The organism is Ensifer sp. Root278 (genome assembly GCF_001429285.1).
Taxonomy (GTDB): domain Bacteria; phylum Pseudomonadota; class Alphaproteobacteria; order Rhizobiales; family Rhizobiaceae; genus Ensifer.
In genome coordinates this window covers 173,319-189,457 of record NZ_LMJJ01000043.1, presented here as the reverse complement: position 1 = coordinate 189,457, position 16,139 = coordinate 173,319, and the positions used below count along the sequence as shown (strand labels likewise).

Annotated in this window: 16 protein-coding genes and 2 pseudogenes; 10 read left to right on the top strand and 8 right to left on the bottom strand. The window is 62.5% G+C overall.

The window, feature by feature from the left end:
• Positions 1-61: 61 nt before the first annotated feature.
• Positions 62-949, top strand: coding sequence for a LysR family transcriptional regulator (locus ASE60_RS30100; RefSeq protein ID WP_057255263.1), 888 nt, complete (start codon positions 62-64; stop codon positions 947-949).
• 101 nt (positions 950-1,050) lie between these two features.
• A pseudogene (locus ASE60_RS30095) lies at positions 1,051-1,658 on the top strand (helix-turn-helix domain-containing protein); the annotation flags it as partial.
• Between the two features lie 18 nt (positions 1,659-1,676).
• On the opposite strand, the gene ASE60_RS30090 reads toward ASE60_RS30095, so the two are convergent.
• The 7 genes and pseudogenes from ASE60_RS30090 to ASE60_RS30060 all read right to left on the bottom strand — a co-directional run bounded on the left by ASE60_RS30090 (position 1,677) and on the right by ASE60_RS30060 (position 7,215).
• The gene (locus tag ASE60_RS30090) at positions 1,677-1,892 is read right to left on the bottom strand and encodes a hypothetical protein (protein ID WP_057255262.1); all 216 of its coding nucleotides are present in this window, start codon (positions 1,890-1,892) and stop codon (positions 1,677-1,679) included.
• Positions 1,893-1,939: 47 nt separating this feature from the next.
• A pseudogene (locus ASE60_RS30085) lies at positions 1,940-2,349 on the bottom strand (SRPBCC domain-containing protein).
• Positions 2,346-2,669: a metalloregulator ArsR/SmtB family transcription factor gene (locus ASE60_RS30080; protein WP_057255261.1), complete on the bottom strand. Its 324-nt coding sequence runs from the start codon at positions 2,667-2,669 to the stop codon at positions 2,346-2,348. Before ASE60_RS30080 ends, ASE60_RS30085 begins: the two are co-directional and overlap by 4 nt.
• A 294-nt stretch (positions 2,670-2,963) precedes the next feature.
• Positions 2,964-5,162, bottom strand: coding sequence for a TonB-dependent siderophore receptor (locus ASE60_RS30075; protein ID WP_244495735.1), 2,199 nt, complete (start codon positions 5,160-5,162; stop codon positions 2,964-2,966).
• 188 nt (positions 5,163-5,350) lie between these two features.
• Positions 5,351-6,235: an AraC family transcriptional regulator gene (locus ASE60_RS30070; protein ID WP_057255259.1), complete on the bottom strand. Its 885-nt coding sequence runs from the start codon at positions 6,233-6,235 to the stop codon at positions 5,351-5,353.
• Positions 6,236-6,341: 106 nt separating this feature from the next.
• The gene (locus ASE60_RS30065; RefSeq protein ID WP_057255258.1) at positions 6,342-6,764 is read right to left on the bottom strand and encodes a GNAT family N-acetyltransferase; all 423 of its coding nucleotides are present in this window, start codon (positions 6,762-6,764) and stop codon (positions 6,342-6,344) included.
• Positions 6,757-7,215, bottom strand: coding sequence for an Rrf2 family transcriptional regulator (locus ASE60_RS30060; RefSeq protein ID WP_057255257.1), 459 nt, complete (start codon positions 7,213-7,215; stop codon positions 6,757-6,759). The genes ASE60_RS30065 and ASE60_RS30060 overlap by 8 nt, the downstream gene beginning before the upstream one ends.
• A 197-nt stretch (positions 7,216-7,412) precedes the next feature.
• Between ASE60_RS30060 and ASE60_RS30055 the strand changes: the two genes are divergently transcribed.
• Complete coding sequence (locus tag ASE60_RS30055; protein ID WP_057255256.1) at positions 7,413-8,384, top strand: alpha/beta hydrolase; 972 nt, start codon at positions 7,413-7,415, stop codon at positions 8,382-8,384.
• A gap of 51 nt (positions 8,385-8,435) precedes the next feature.
• Here the strand turns inward: ASE60_RS30055 and ASE60_RS30050 are convergent, their stop codons facing one another.
• Positions 8,436-9,173 carry a glutathione S-transferase family protein gene (locus ASE60_RS30050; protein WP_057255255.1) on the bottom strand — a complete coding sequence of 246 codons (738 nt, stop codon included), beginning with the start codon at positions 9,171-9,173 and terminating at the stop codon, positions 8,436-8,438.
• A gap of 293 nt (positions 9,174-9,466) precedes the next feature.
• Here ASE60_RS30050 and ASE60_RS30045 point away from each other — a divergent pair, with 293 nt between their 5' ends.
• The 7 genes from ASE60_RS30045 to ASE60_RS30015 all read left to right on the top strand — a co-directional run bounded on the left by ASE60_RS30045 (position 9,467) and on the right by ASE60_RS30015 (position 16,125).
• Positions 9,467-9,940 carry a VOC family protein gene (locus ASE60_RS30045; protein ID WP_057255254.1) on the top strand — a complete coding sequence of 158 codons (474 nt, stop codon included), beginning with the start codon at positions 9,467-9,469 and terminating at the stop codon, positions 9,938-9,940.
• 242 nt (positions 9,941-10,182) lie between these two features.
• Positions 10,183-11,097: a glutathione-dependent disulfide-bond oxidoreductase gene (gene yghU / locus ASE60_RS30040; protein WP_057255253.1), complete on the top strand. Its 915-nt coding sequence runs from the start codon at positions 10,183-10,185 to the stop codon at positions 11,095-11,097.
• 10 nt (positions 11,098-11,107) lie between these two features.
• Positions 11,108-11,485, top strand: a complete 378-nt coding sequence (locus ASE60_RS30035; protein WP_057255252.1) for a hypothetical protein — start codon at positions 11,108-11,110, stop codon at positions 11,483-11,485.
• A 452-nt stretch (positions 11,486-11,937) separates the two neighbouring features.
• Entirely contained in the window at positions 11,938-13,278 is a 1,341-nt protein-coding gene (locus tag ASE60_RS30030; protein ID WP_057255251.1) for a sugar ABC transporter substrate-binding protein, read from the top strand.
• Between the two features lie 65 nt (positions 13,279-13,343).
• Positions 13,344-14,375, top strand: a complete 1,032-nt coding sequence (locus ASE60_RS30025) for an aldo/keto reductase (protein WP_057255250.1) — start codon at positions 13,344-13,346, stop codon at positions 14,373-14,375.
• Positions 14,372-15,313: a sugar ABC transporter permease gene (locus ASE60_RS30020; protein ID WP_057255249.1), complete on the top strand. Its 942-nt coding sequence runs from the start codon at positions 14,372-14,374 to the stop codon at positions 15,311-15,313. Before ASE60_RS30025 ends, ASE60_RS30020 begins: the two co-directional genes overlap by 4 nt.
• Positions 15,310-16,125, top strand: coding sequence for a carbohydrate ABC transporter permease (locus tag ASE60_RS30015; RefSeq protein WP_057255248.1), 816 nt, complete (start codon positions 15,310-15,312; stop codon positions 16,123-16,125). Before ASE60_RS30020 ends, ASE60_RS30015 begins: the two co-directional genes overlap by 4 nt.
• Positions 16,126-16,139 lie beyond the last annotated feature (14 nt).

The following is a 16,139-nucleotide window of genomic DNA, read 5'->3' as shown; positions in this document are numbered from 1 at the left end:
TATCTCCGATTTCGGCGATAAATTCGCTTAGAAGGAAATGATTTGGTCTTGAAAGGCAAAGATGCGCCGCTTCGATCACCTCGCCGACGTCGAGGCTTTCATCACGGTCATGGACAGGGGTTCGATGACGGCCGGCGCCGTGGCGCTCGGTACGACGCCTTCGGTGCTGAGCCGGGCGATCACCCGGCTGGAAACGAAGCTCGGGACCCAACTGATGCGGCGAACGACGCGGCGCATCAGCCTTACGGAAGCGGGACGCACCTATCTGGAACAGGTCCGCTCGGCGTTCGAGACGATCGATCAGGCGGAGCGGGCCGTTCAAGGCACAGGCATTCTGGCCGGTCGGGTCCGCCTCAGCGTTTCCACCACCTACGGTCATTTCCGCCTGCCGGAAAAGCTGACACGCTTCGCGCTGAAGCACCCGTCGGTCATCGTCGAACTGTCAGTGGCCAACCGCAACGTCGATCTGGTCGCGGAAGGCTACGACCTGGTCATACGACTCGGCCAACTTCCCGATAGCGGCATGATCGGGCGAAAACTCGAGGACGCACCGCTAAGGTTGGTGGCATCTCCCGCCTATGTGGCGCGGCACGGGCTGCCACGCTCGATCGACGATCTTACGGCACATACGTGCCTGCTGTTCATCATGCCGAGAACCGGCCGTCCCGGTCCGTGGTTGTTCCGGGTCGATGGGCATGACATCGACTGGGTGCCGCAGGGTCCTGTCCATGTCGAGGATGATGTGCTCGGCACCGTATCCCTGGCAGAGGCGGGCCTTGGCATATGTCAGACCTATGACTTCGTCGTGCGCGATCGCCTGGCGCAGGGAAGCCTGGTCGAACTCCTGCCGGATTTTGGCGGCCGATCGCGGCCCTTCTCCCTCATCTACCCGCCGCATCGTCATCTCTCTTCCGCAACACGAGCGTTGATTGAGTGTCTTTTGGAATAGGCTGACAGGCGCGGGGCTGCCTCAGGACATGTGGCATCCCCGCGCACAGGACGCCTCAGCCGTGCCAGTGCGAGCAGCGGATCACGCAGCAGAAATTGCCGCGGCGCGAGACTACGCACTGGGCCGTCGCCGAAGATCTCGCGCGGCGCTTTCCTGAGGTCACCGTCGACGAGGACGCGATCCATGTCAGCGACGGGCCGGCGCGCACGGCGGCCGGCGTGACGGCGGGGCTCGACCTGGCGCTGGCACTGGTCGAGGAGGACCTCGGGCATGAGATCGCCAAACGCGTGGCGAGCCAGCTGGTGATGTTCTTCAAAAGGCCCGGCGGGCAGATGCAGTTCAGCCGCAAGGGCGAGGCCATGCCAGCGGGCCGGTCCGCGCTTCAGGAATTGCAGCGCTGGATCGCGGCCAATCCGCGCACGATCACAGCGTTGCAAGACTCGCCAGCCGGATGGATCTCAGCCCGCGCCGTTTCTCCCGGCTCTTCCGCAGCGAGGTCGGCATCACGCCGGCAACCTGGGTCGAGGAGGCGCGGGTCAACGCTGCCCGCCGCCTTCTCGAGCAGGGACACGAAGCCCCCAAGCAGGTCGCGGCTCAATGCGGCTTTTCCGATGCCGATACGCTGCGCCGTGCCTTCATGCGCCATGTCGGCGTGACGCCGGCAGAGTACCGAAAGCGCTTCGCCAGCCCGGCTCTTCCGGCCGGATAAACTGGCAGGCTGCCGCCCCTACTCGGCCGCCTGAATCCTCTCTCGCGGCTTGCTCAGATAGGGCAGCGCGAAGAGATAGAGGCCGGTCGGCACAAGCACGGCAAGCGGCGGCAGTGGCATGAGATAGACCCATTCGGGAAGCGTCGTCAGAGCCATGCCGGCAAAGATCGCCGCAACGGCCAGCGAGAAAAGCACCGACGTCCAGCGATGGATTGTTCGGATGAGAGCGGTCATTTCTGGCACCTCGTTGTTTGAGAAAGGGTCCTGAAGCCGGGAGATGGTCAGTCGAGCTTTGCGACAACTTCGGCCAGCTGGTCGATGAAGCGTCGCCACCCGACGGTTGCGCCCTGGTAGTAAGACTTCTGATCCGCCTTGAAGCCGCGCTGTTCCATACGCAAGTTGGTGCCGCCGTTGGTGGGAACGAGTGTCCAGGTGACGACGCTGGTGAGATCTTTTGTGTCCCAGCGATAGGCGAGCGAGCGGTCCTTCTCAATCGTTTCGACTTCGCAATCGACTGTCCCCAGTCGGCCGAAAGCGTGAAGCGACGGCCCACTTCGGGCACGAAATCGTTCCGCATCAGCCATTCGGCAATCAGATGGGGCTGGGTCAGCGCGCGCCAGATCTTTTCCGGCGCATGAGAAAATTCGCGTTCGACCACGACAGAGCGTGTTGTTTCGGTTGTTTCGTTCATTGGTCCATTCTCTTTAGTAAATCATCGAGATCATCGAAGCGCTCCTGCCAGAAGCCGGCCATCTCGGTCGTCCAATCGACCAGGGTGGCAAGAGCTTCGCGCTTGGCGCTGTAATAGGTGTAACGGCCTTCATGCCGATCGTGCACGAGCCCTGCCGCCTTCAGGATCTTCAGATGCTTGGACACGACCGGCTGCGAAACCCCGGCATCGGCCAGCAATCCGACGACCGTCGTATCTCCTTGGCGGCAGAGGTGTTCGAAGAGCCCGCGACGTGTGGGATCTGCAAGTGCCCGAAATACCGCATCTTGTAACTGCGACATGTCTCATACCCGATTGGCTATGGGATGACGTATAGCCAATTGGCTATGTGTTTGTCAAACGCTCTGCGGAAACCCGTTTGCCAGGTCGGTTCGTCCGCGGAATTGGAACAGGTAGGCGAGAGACCAGCGACTTCGAGGAGACGTCGATCGCCTCACCGATCGCGCGGAAATGCCCGCCCGCGACATAGCAGCCGGGCGGCTCGCCAGACAGTGGTTGTGGCGCAGAAACGACGCTCAACCTGTACGCGAAGTGGCGCAGGGCCGGTACACTCCGGCCCCGCCCATGGGCTCAGTCTACCATGTCTTGCTGAGCTTGAGCGTGACGGTTCGGGCGTCGCCGTAACCGCAGACGAGCACGCCGCTGCAACCGCTCACATATTCCTTGTCGAAAAGGTTGGTGACGTTGAGAGCGGCACCCCATCCGTCCTTTTCATAGCGCAGCCCGGCATCGAACACCGTCGAGGAAGGCACCTTCGCCGTGTTCTCCTTGTCCGCCCAGCTTTCGCCGCGGTAGCGAACACCGGCACCGAGGCTGACGCCCTCGAGCGCGCCCTGCTGCACGGTGTAATCGACCCACAACGAGGCCTGCGCATCGGGAGCGAGATAGGGCGACTTGCCGACCAGCGCGCGGTTCGCGTCCTCGGTCACCTCGATATCCATGAAGTCGAGGCCGGCGATCACCTTCCAGCTTTCGTTGAGATTGACCTTGCCTTCGAGCTCGATGCCGCGGGAACGCACCTCGCCCGTCTGGGTGGAAATGCTCGTCAACGGGTCGGTCACGAAAGCATTGCGTTTGGTCAGCTGGTAGATGGACGCCGTCAACACGCCATCAAAGAAGTATGGCTCGTACTTGACGCCGGCCTCGAACTGCTCGCCCTCCTCGGGTTTGGTGTTGCCGGTTGCCGTTACCGCCACGATCGGATTGAAGAAGGTGGCAACGCTGACATAGGGGGTCAGCCCATTGTCGAATTCATAGGCAAGTCCGGCGCGGCCGCTGACGGCGCCCTCGCTGTAATCAAAGCTCGAGTTCTGCGTCGGAGCCCAGAAGGTGGGGCCATTGTCAGTTTTGGTGTCGACATAGTCGTAACGGCCATTGAGCGTGACGAGCCAACCGTCGCCGAATCGAATCTGGTCCTGCGCGTAGACGCCGAGCTGCTGCTGGGTGATCACCTGGTTGATATAGATGGCGTTGGCCGGCTGCGGTGCGCCGTAGACCGGATCCGTGGCGCTGATCGGCGTTGCCGCCGACGATGCCTGGACGTGATCCAGGCGGAAGAGCTTGTAGTCGAGTCCGACCAGCAGCGTATGATCGAGCGCGCCGGTCTCGAATTCGCCCTCAAGACGATTGTCGACGCCGAACGTATCGACCTTGGAGGTCGCCTCAAAGCCCAGGCGATAGAGCAGATTGTCAGGTGTGGCCGGCGTCGGCGAAACCGGGAACGGCAGGCTCGGATCGTAATAGCCGTAGGTATACGGGCCGTTCTCATGCTTGTAGAGGTGACCGTAGCGCAGGTTCTGGCTGAACTGCCAACCGCTATCGAACTCGTGCTTGATCTCGTAGCCGAGCATCTGCTGCACATAGGTGCCGGTATCGATAGCCGGTTCGCCGAAGAAGGCCTTGCGATCGATCTTGCCGAACGGCGCATCGACGACCGTCCCGACATAGGGCAGGAAGCCGCCACCGGTATGGACCTGATCAAGGCCCTGCAGCAGGCCGTAGACCGTCAGGCTGGTCGCATCGTCGGGCTGATAGGTGATCTGCGGCAGGATGAACCCGCGCATGTCTTCCGAGTGGTCGGTGTAGTTGTTGCCGCCGGAGACCTTGCCGGTGACGCGGTAGTTGATCGCATCGTCCAACGGGCGGTTCACGTCGATGCCAAGGAAGGCATTGCCATTGTTGTTGATGCCGGTCTCCACATAGGTGGAGCTCCCATCACTTGGCCGCTTGCTGATGAGGCTGACTATGCCGCCCGGATTGGCGCCGCCATAGAGCACAGACGCCGGCCCTTTCAGCACCTCGACGCGCTCCAGCATGAACGGATCGATCTGAAAACCCCCGAAACCGTAGGAGAAAAGATTGAGGCCATCGAGGAAGACGCCGGTCTGCGTGGCATCGAAGCCGCGGATGTAGAACCAGTCGGTATCCGGATCGACGCCGAAGGGCTCGGCCATCACGCCGGGCGTATAGCGAAGCGCCTCGTCGATCTTGTTGACGACGCCGCGATCGTCCAGCTCGTCGCGGCCGATGACCGATACGGATTGGGGAATTTCGTTGATCGGGGTGGCAGACTTCGAGCCGGTGGTCGTCGCTTTGGCGACATAGCCCTCGACCGGACCGGTTGCGTCGTCTGCGGTCGCTCCAGCCTGGACCTCGATCTTTTCCAGCCGGGTCGCCGGCGCGTCCTGCGCGATCGCGGCACCCGCTGCCAGAATTGCAATGCCGGCTACCCCATCTGCCAGCCATTCGGCGAAACCTGCCGCCCTGCCACTCACCATCATCTCTTCATCGCCCCGAGCCGCCCATCGCGCCAATCCCCGGAGCGATATGCGGCGTTAGAAAGTAATCCCTATAAGATGAGTGTTTATATCAACTATTATGCCGACGCTTGGAGCGATCCGCGACAATTGAACGATCCTGGGCAATTTGCGGCGAACAATCGCCCGTGCGCGCGGCGATTTGCTCAGGCCAATCGGCTCCGCTTCCATTGCGCCGGCGTTGTGCCGACAACCTTGCGGAAGACCCGGGTGAAATGCGCCTGGTCCGAAAACCCGGTCTCGACGGCAATCGCCGTCAGCGACGCGTCATTCTTGAGCAGGAGTTGCTTGGCCCGTTCGACGCGCGTTTTCGTCTGCCACTGATGCGGCGGCATGCCGGTCGAGGCCTTGAAGGCATGACTGAAATGCGATTGCGACAACCCGGCAAGCGTTGCCAATTCCTCAAGCCGGATGTTGCGGCCGAAGTTCTCCTCGATGTAATCGGCCACGCGGCGCATCTGCCAGGCAGCAAGCGGACTGCGCTTGCGCGGATCGGCACGGTTGAGCTTCATCAGGTCGATGAACAGCGCGACCGTGAGGCCGTCCCCGTAGAGATCATGCAATGGCTGCGGATTGAGGCACTCCGCAGCGATGAGCCGTGCGAGTTGCAGGAAACGCTCATCATGAAACATCAGCCGGGGCGCGTTGCAACGGCTGGCGTCGAGGTCTTCCATCAGCCGTCGGCTGAGGACATCGAGATTGAAGTGCAGATCGAGATGGCGGATGTATTGCACATCGACGACATCGGCCCAGATTTCCATGCCCGCCGGGATGTAGGAAAGACCTTGTTCGCGATAGTTCTGCACCGTCCCGGGGCCGCCGGGCGAAAGCTTGACGTTGCAGCGGCTCCCGCCTTGGGCATCGAGCACGATGAACATGCGCGGATCATCCGACACATAGTGACCGCCCGCCCGCGCCTCGCATTCGACATCCCAGACGTCGGCGATGATCCCGTTCCATTCCCGGCGGCGCAAACCGCCGAGGACCTTGAAGCCGGAGATCTTGTTCTGCATCCGTGGCTGGAACGTCATCAATTGCCCAATGCTCGGGGAATCAGAGGCCGCGCCTCGATCTAATTCCTTCCTTCTTTACTCATCTTTAATTCGCAACGGAAGCCCCGATCGGGGCTCGCATTCGCTAGTCCTGGCGAAGGCGGATCAGGCCGGCATCCGTGGGAACGAACCCGCAGACTTCAAGGTAAAAGTCGCGAAGATGCGCATCAAAGTCGACATGCAGCCACTCGCAACCCGACAGCCTTGCATTTGCCACCGCCTCTTCGACGAGCCGGCGCGCGTAACCCTTTCGCCGCCAGGGCGCTGAGACCATGGTGTCGAGCAGAAAAGCGTGCACACCGCCATCCCAGGCGACATTGACGAAACCGGCAAGCTTGCCCGAGAGACGCAAGCAAACCCAGCCGAGGCTGAAGGTGTTCACCTGTTTCCACCAATCGTCACCGGCAAGCGCGTGTTCGAAACACTCGGCATGCAGCGCATTCAACTCGGCATTCGCGAAGTCGCCGCGCCATACGAAACGCGGATGGTCAGCGCTGTTGTCAGCCATCATTTCTTCCGTCTTGGTGCCGTGTCAGCTGCCTGTCCGCCGACAGGGCATGCTCCGCGATGATCGATAGCCTGAGCTTTGCGAACTCGTCCAGCAGAGTGCTCTCCGCCTTGTCGAAGGCCTGCACCAGGGCGGCGTTCGCCGCCCGCTCCACCGGACAGGTTGGATGATCTTCCGAAACGCCGGCGGACAAAACCTCGCCTTCGTCGAGCGCTTTCTGGATGTCCAGGACCGTCAAGTCGTCCAGAGACCGCAGCAGCACCCATCCGCCACCGCGCCCTCCCTCTGAACCCACCACGCCCTTGCGCTTCAACGCCGCCATCGTGCGGCGCACGACCACGGGATTGGTGTTCAGCATCTTTGAGATGGTTTCCGAGGTCTCGCGCCCGCCCAAAAGCCCCATATGGATGAGCACGTGGATCATGCGCGCCAGCCGGCTGTCTCGTTTCATATGCCACCCCTAAAGCGTAACTTTTATTGTTACGCATACTTGACCTCACCCAATTCTGTAACTTAGATAATTACGGAATCAAGGGCCCAGGGATGCGAAGACGAACGATGTTGGCCTGTCTGTTGGCGGCCGCATGGCCGTGTAGCGCCGCGCCGAGCGCCATCTGCGGTACGACATCAAGAGCGGAAGGACCGAAAATGCCTGCTCGCACCATCGAGACGAGAACGATCCGGATGAATGTCGTCGAACAGGGAGAAGGGCCACTTGTCCTCTTCTGCCACGGCTTTCCGGAAACGGCCCACGCCTGGCGTCATCAAATCGCGGCGCTGGCCAAGGCCGGATTTCGTGCGGTGGCGCCGGACATGCGCGGATATGGGCATACGGAATGCCCCTCGGCGATCGACGAATACACCCTGTTTCACCTTGTCGGGGATATGGTCGCGCTCTTGGACGCCCTCGGCGCAGAGACCGCCCTCATCGTCGGCAACGACTGGGGCGCGACGGTCGCGTGGCAGGCGGCGCAGATGCGGCCCGACCGCTTCCGCGGCGTGGTCGCGATCAGCGTTCCGATGATGGCCCAGCCACCCGTGCCGCCAACCCGCATCTTCCCGCAGACCGATGAGGCACAACTCTACACACTCTACTTCCAGGAACCCGGCATCGCCGAGGAAAAACTGGAGCGGGACATTCGACAGGCGCTGCGGAAAATCCTCTTCGCGGCTTCGGGAGAGGCCGGCCCGCGGCAAGCCGGAGACCAGACGCCAAATCCGTTCGGAATGGTCTCGCGGCGCGACGGGCTGCTCGCAGCCCTTCCCGATCCGCAGCAAATGCCGGACTGGCTGACCGCTGCCGACCTCGACGCCTATGCGGCGGCTTTCGCTCGCTCCGGTTTTCGCGGTGGCCTGAACTACTACCGCAACCTGGATCGCAACTGGCAACTGCAAGCGGCGCTCGCCGGCGTCATGGTCGATGTACCGGCCCTGTTCATGATCGGCGAGCGGGACACCGGGCTCAGCATACCGGGGATGCTCGATATCATCGATGCAATGCCCGGCCTCGTCCCCCAACTCAAGGGCAAGATCGTCGTGCCCGGCAGCGGACATTGGCTCCCGCAGGAGCGTCCGGACCTCGTGAGCGACGCGATCATCGATTTCGCGCGGCGCCTCTGACAGCGTGGCAGGTCGCGCGCCGCGACCATCGGCGCGCAACACTCCGGCGGCTCAGACCGCAATCGCGCCCGTCAAACGCAACACGTCCTCAAGCGGAACGAGACCTTTCATCGAACCGTTGCCGGCGGCAGGTTCGCCGTCTTCGATCGCCAATGCGAAGCGGAATGCGGGATCAGCCTCGATGCGTTTGCGCAGCGCATGGATGCGCGGGTAGTTCCGTTCATAGTCCTCGGGCTCGATCGCCTCGTGAAAATCCACCCAGCGGGCGACGCCGACGAAAACCGCATCGGCCAGTGTCGGCCGGCCGCCCAGCAGGTAGTCGCTGTCCCCCATCATCGCCTCGAGCTGCGCATGGCGCTTAGCGACAAACTCACGGCCGAAGACGCGGAGCGTTTGGCGATATTCTTCCGTAGCCTCTTCCGCCTCCAGCGCCACCCACATCGGGAAGAAGGCACCGGTGAAGCCGGTGTTGAGGAAAGCGATGAACTGATGCATCCGGTCGGCTTCGTAGGTTCCGGGCGCGAAGCTGATGCGGCGCTCATGGTCCCGCCCCTCGAGCCACAGCGCGATCGCCATCGTTTCCGTATGGACACGCCCTTCGTCGGTGACCAACACGGGCGTTTCGACCCGGCCGTTCAGCCGCTGATAGGCCTCGGTGCGCATTTCACCGAGCATGTCGACGCGGGTGAGGCGGTAGGGTTGGCCGAGCCATTCAAACGCGGTGACCAGTCCGGCGGAACTGCCGAGCGGAAAGCCCGCGGTGAAGATCGGTTCAGCGATAGTGTGCATGTCGGTTTCTCCATGGTTGATGCCATGGATATATTCGCGTGGACGCTACCTCTGTAGACTGCCGAAAATAGACTTATCGTTCACATATGTAGACGATTGATCTTGCGACGAACGGAAATCAGATCGTACGCGATCGAACCGACGCGTAGAAGCCGCAAGCGGTGGCGTCGTCATCATCTGCGCTCAGCAAAGCGCACTAGCACTTTCGGGCTGGAGATAACCGGGCTGCTACCTATTTCGTATGAGACCCCATGGAGAGGGCCGCAAGCCTTCAACGCGAAAGGAACAAGGCTATGGCAAAGAACACGATCTGCCTCTGGTATGACAAGGACGCCGAAGCCGCTGCGCGGTTCTACGCCGAGGTCTTCCCGGACAGCCGTCTGACCGCAGTGCACCGGGCGCCCGGCGACTATCCGTCCGGCAAGGAGGGCGATGTGTTGACGGTCGAGTTCACCGTTGCGGGCGTCGCCTGTCTCGGCCTCAACGGGGGGCCGATGTTCAAGCACAACGAGGCCTTCTCGTTCCAGATCGCCACCGACGATCAGGAAGAGACCGACCGCTACTGGAACGCCATCGTCAACAATGGCGGCGAGGAAAGCGCGTGCGGCTGGTGCAAGGACAAATGGGGGATCTCCTGGCAGATCACGCCCGGGGTCCTGATGGAAGCGCTGGCGGCCGGCGGCGGCGAGGCGAAGCGCGCATTCGAGGCCATGATGGACATGCGCAAAATCGACGTGGCCGCGATCGAGGCGGCACGGCGCGGTTGATGCTGCACCGCGGCGGGCGATCTGCCGCTGGTGTTCCCGCTGGCCAAAGCGGACATGCGCATGTCGAAAAAGTCGCACGTCTCCGAAACTTGCTTGCTAGCGCGCGGGCACGAAGAGAAACCGTTTTTCTGGCAGGTACCGAAAGGACGGTATAGAACTGCGCGAAGCAGCTGGCCGACATCGCATGTTTTGTGACGTTGCTTGCCCGTTGGATATGCCTTTAGACGACAAGGACAGATTTCATGACCGAAAAATCCCCCGCTGACAATTTCCCTGCCGGCTACCAAGTTCCCAAGGTCTGGACCTGGGACAAAGGCAACGGCGGCGCGTTTGCCAGCATCAACCGCCCGATCGCCGGACCGACACACGACAAGGACCTGCCGGTCGGCAAGCACCCGCTGCAGCTTTATTCGCTCGCGACTCCGAATGGCGTGAAAGTCACGATCATGCTCGAAGAGCTTCTGGCGGCGGGCCATTCGGGCGCCGAATATGACGCCTGGCCGATCCGGATCGGCGATGGCGACCAGTTCGGTTCCGGCTTCGTCGACGTCAACCCCAACTCCAAGATCCCGGCGCTGACGGACCATCAGCCGAAGGGCGGCGGCGAGCCGGTCCGCGTCTTCGAGTCGGCCTCCATCCTCACCTATCTCGCTGAGAAATTCGGCGCCTTCCTGCCGAGCGAGCTTCGCGCCCGCACCGATACCTTGAACTGGCTGTTCTGGCAGATGGGCTCGGCACCGTTCCTGGGCGGCGGCTTCGGTCATTTCTACGCCTATGCGCCGATGCAGATCAAATACGCCATCGACCGCTACGCCATGGAAGTGAAGCGCCAGCTCGATGTGCTCGACCGCCATCTTGCCAACCACCGGTTCCTCGCCGGCTCCGAATACACCATCGCCGACATGGCGACCTGGCCCTGGTATGGCAACCTGGCACTTGGCCAGGCCTATGGCGACGCTGGCACCTTCCTCGAGGTTCAGAGCTACGAGCACGTCCAGCGCTGGACGGCCGAAATTGCCGCTCGCCCGGCGGTCAAGCGCGGCCGCATGGTCAACCGGCTGAGCGGCGATCCGGCCGAGCAATTGCATGAGCGTCACGACGCCTCCGACTTCGACACGAAGACTGAGGACAAGATCGTCGAGAAGCAGACCGCGTAAGGAGAACAGAATGGCCAAGCTGGCTGATATGACGAAACATCGGGGTTTTCCCTACGCCATGCCGGGCACGGGCATCCAGTTCGTCATCCGTCGGGCCAATCCCAAGGGGGCAACGCCGATCAAGGCGCTGCCTCGCCATGCCCGGCCGGGATCTGGGGCGCACCGCATCGATGCGGCCTTCCTCCACGCCCTCTGGCATCATTTCGGTGCGGAACCTTTCGAGCGCGGCAATCTCGATGCCGCCCGGCTGAACCTCCTGTTCGGACGCGAGGTGCTGCCGGTCGACAAGGATTTCGATCCCGTGTCCTATGAAGCGTTGCTCATCATCAACGAGAAGGTTGCCCGCCAGAGCTTCCCGGAATCGTTCGAGGACGTCTTCGAGGTATGACCACAGCGATTGGGCCCTGAGCGTCTGAGCGCCTACAGCGCCGCGCGTCTTATCAGACGCGCAAAGGTCGCTGTAGCACTTTGATTTGCTGCATGTTTTTGTCCTTTAACCGGCTACGATTAAAGGAAACATGCAGTAGGCCCAATCGGCTTCCTCTGCCGTCTCTACGGTCTGGCGCGGCTCGTTCCCGCAACAGCGCCGACGGGAGCGTCTTCCGCCTCCAACGGCATTCATGCGGCGATCGGGTCGCCTGAGAAATTCCTACCCCGACCGGCGGCTCGCCGCAGGAAAATCGTTCTCATATAATCCATAAAATATATGTATTATCTGTGTATCAGAATCCTCTTCTCCCCCATGATGCTGAAGCAAAGTCGCACGGCGCAGACCGCCGGCCAACGGATTGGCGTACGCCATCGCCGACCGCCAGAACTCAGATCTCGACGGAGGATTCCATGTCCATTTCCATTTTCGGCCAGGCCTATCGCCGCCGCAGCGTGCTGAAATCGCTTGCCGCCGCGGGCACCCTGCCCTTCATCGCCCCACTTGCCTCGTCGACGGCCCTTGCTTCCGGCAACAAGTACGCCGGGCGCACGATCAATCTGCTGATCATCCAGCCGCATGTCGTCACCGGCAAGAAGATTGCCGAGGACTTCGAGAAGCTGACCGGCGCCAAGGTCAACGTCACGGCGGTGCCTTATGACCAGGTCAGCGTCAAGGCGACGCTGGACGTGCAATCGGGCGCCAACCAGTTCGACGTCATCGACTATTTCTACACCTACAAGGGTCAGCTTGCCGAGGACGGCGTGATCGAGGACGTGACCGACCTTATCGAGCGCGACAAGGTCGAGATCCAGCCGGAAGATTTCATCCAGACCATCTACGACCAGTACACGCTGCACGACGGCCGCCGCTATGGCCTGCCCTATGACGGCGACAGCCACCTGTTGTTCTACAACCGCGAACTCTTCGACCGTTACGGCCTGAAGGCGCCCTCCACCTGGGACGAATACAACGAGAACGCCAAGGTGATCACCGAGGCCGAATCGAAGAACGGCATCTATGGCGCGGCCGTCCTGGGCGCCAAGATCCCGGTCATCATCCTCTCGACCTATGCCAACCGCCTGACCGGCTTCGGCGGCAACTTCCTGAAGCCGGACGGCACCTCCGCGCTTGACAGCACCGAGGCCGTCGAGGCCTTGAAGTCGCTGCTCGCCTCCGCACCCCACGCGCTGCCGACCCCGCTCGAAACGCGCTTTGAGGAAGGCCTGCCCGCCTTTCTCAACGGCAAGGCGGCGCAGATCGATTTCTGGACCGATCTTGGCGGCTACGCCCAGGATCCCAAGGGCTCGAAGATCGTCGACAAATGGGGCGTGGCCCGTATTCCGACCGGCGGCAGCAACAAGACGCCGCGCCTCGCCTTCAACGCCGGCTTCGGCTTTGCGATCACCAGCGGATCCAAGAACAAGAATGTCGCCTGGGACCTGATCAAGCTCGCCACCAGTAAGGACTATCACGAGCAGCTGCTGGCGCTGACCGGATCCGGCATCGACCCGGACCGCCAGTCGGGCCTGAAGTCGGAGAAGTTTAGGGCGTTCCAGCCGCTCGTGCAGCCGCTGCTCGACGACGGCGCCTTGGAAAACAGCCTTGCCTGGCCGACCGCCGTCTATGCGCCGAAGCTCGAAAACGCGCTGACCGACGAGCTGGCGCTGGCGCTGGCCGGCACCAAGAGCGCAGAACAGGCGATCGCCGATGCCCACCAGGCCTGGACCGAGATCATCGAGACCAACGGCTGATTGCTCCCTGGGGGCGCTCGCTTCCTCCCGGCAGCGCCCCCTCTTCTCTTTAGAGGTGAAAGATCATGACCACGGAAATCTTGCCGAAGCGCAGGCTCGGCCGTACCGGCTTCGACATCACTCCCGTCGGCTTCGGCGCCTGGGCGATCGGCGGCCCCGATTGGGGATGGGGCTGGGGAAGCCAGGACGACAGCCAGTCCATTGCAGCTATCCGTCATGCGGTCGAGCGCGGCATCAACTGGATCGACACGGCACCGGTCTACGGTCTCGGTCATTCCGAGGCGATCGTTCGTGAAGCGCTCTCGACGTTGCCGAAATCCGAGCGCCCGCTGATCTTCACCAAGGCCGGGCTGGTATGGGATCCGGACAATCGCAACGCCCTTCCGGCCCGCATCGGCAATGCCAAATCGCTGCGCCGCGAGGTGGAGGCTTCGCTGAAGCGGCTCGGCGTCGAGGTCATCGACCTTTACCAGATGCATTGGCCGACCAACGACGGCACACCGGTCGAAGACTATTGGGCAACCTTTGCCGACCTCAAGAAAGAGGGCAAGGTCCGGGCCATCGGTCTTTCGAACCACGACCGGGAACTGCTGGAGCGCGCTGCCACGGTCGCTCCCGTCGACGTGGTGCAGCCACCTTTTTCCGCGATCAAACGCAGGTTCGCCGAGAACGACCTGCCCTGGGTGCGCGCGCATGGCAGCGGCGTCATCGCCTATAGTCCGCTGCAGTCGGGCCTGCTTACTGGCGCTTTCACGCCGGCCCGCGCCCGGGCGCTTCCGACGAACGACTGGCGGTCGCGCGACGAGGAATTTTCCGGCGAGGCGCTCCACCGCAATCTCGCTTTCGCCGAGGGACTGAGGCCCATCGCCGCGCGGCACGAGACGACCATTGCCGCGATCGCTGCCGCCTGGGCGCTCTCCTGGCCCGGTGTGACCGGGGCGATCATTGGGGCACGTCAGCCAACGCATATCGACGGCTGGATCGAAGCGGCAACCGTCGCGCTCACGCCCGGTGACCTCGATGACATCGAGGACATGCTGGTTGCCACGCGGGCCGGCAGCGGGCCGACGCGGCCGGTTCTGGCAGAGGCGGCATGACCGCCTTCACCCTCGACGCTCTCGAGCCGGGCGCCGAGCGCCATTCCGCGCGACGAGGCATCCTTGCAGCGCGTCTCGGCCGCGCCTTGTGGATCGCTCCCGTCGTGTTCGCACTGGCCGTCACGACGCTCTACCCGACAGTCTTCCTGCTGGGGCTTGCCTTCAGCAAGAGCACGCTTGGAAAACCGTTTCGCGGCTTCGTCGGCGTCAAGCACTTCGCAACGGCGCTTCAGGATCCGATCTTCCTTTCGGCAATCGGCAGAAGCGTCGCCTACGCGCTGTCGACGTCGCTGCTGCAGCTCGCACTGGGTTTCCTGATCGCGCTGCTTTTCACGTCGCTGCTGAAAGGCGGCCGCTTCCTAATGAGCCTTGTGTTGCTGCCATTGATGACGCCGCCCGTCATGGTCGGGATCGCCTGGAAGCTGATCTTCGCGCCCGCAGGCGGGCTCTTGAACGGCGCATTAATCAACTACGGCGTGATCTCCCAGCCGATCTCTTTCCTCGGCCACCCCCTATTGGCCTGGTTGGCGATCGCCGTCGCCGATCTCTGGCAATGGACGCCCTTCATCGTCATCCTCTGCTTCGCAGCGCTTTCGACCATCCCGGAGGGTGTGCGCGAGGCTGCGCTCGTCGATGGCGCGAATGGCTGGCAGCGCTTCTGGCATATCACGCTGCCGCTCGTCGCCGCCCCGCTCTCGTCCATCTACCTCCTGAAGCTGATCCTCTCGTTCAAGCTGTTCGACCTGGTCTACATCCTCACCTTCGGCGGTCCGGGGTTTGCGACGACCTCGGCAGGATTTTCCATCTATCGCCGGGCGATAGAGCAGTTCGATGTCGGTCGGGCGGCCGCCGAGACGATCGTCTATGCGCTGGTCATCGGTCTGGCGACGCTGCCGGTCGTGCGCCTGCATCAGCGTTTCGAAAGGCGCGAACTATGAGGCGCGTCGGACACCATCTCTGGCTGGGTCTGGCAACGGCACCGATCGTCGGCTTTTTCGCCCTGCCCATCCTCTATCTGATCGCCGTTTCCCTGAAGACGAAGGACGACGTGCTGAACGGCTCGTTCTGGCCGACGGCGCCGACCCTTGCCAACTGGCCGGCGGCCTTCGAGGCGGCCAATGTCATCGGCTTCATCGTGAATTCCGTAACCGTGTCGCTGCTGGCGGGGCTGCTCACCATCGCGCTCACGCTGCCGTCGGCCTACGCGGTCCTGCGGTTGAAGATCGGTGGCCAATGGCTTTCGGACGTGACGCTCTCGAGCTACATGGCGCCGCCGATCGTCGCACTCATCCCGCTGTTCTTCCTGCTGAGGACGAGCGGCCTGCTCGACACGCGCGCCGGCCTGGTTCTGATCTACGGGCTTGCCAACGTGCCCGTCGCCTTCTGGCTGCTGACACCGTTCCTGCGCCGGATGCCGCTCGAGATCGAGCAGGCGGCCGCCATCGACGGAGCGGGGCCGCTGCGCATTCTGCTGCAGATCGTGGTGCCGATCATTGCGCCCGGCATCGTGGCGACCTTCATCATCGTCACGGTGCTCGCCTACAACGAGTTCCTCTTCGCCTCGGCCTTCACCTTCTCCGATGCCACGCGAACGCTGCCGGTCGGCATTTCTCTTTTCCAGGGCGACAGGCTGGTGAATTTCGGCCAGATGGCCGCAGCCTCGCTCGCGGGCATCGCCCCGGTCTACCTGATCGCGCTGTTCATGCAGCGCTATCTGGTCAGCGGACTGGCCCATGGCGCAGTGAAGTAGAAGACCGCCAGCGT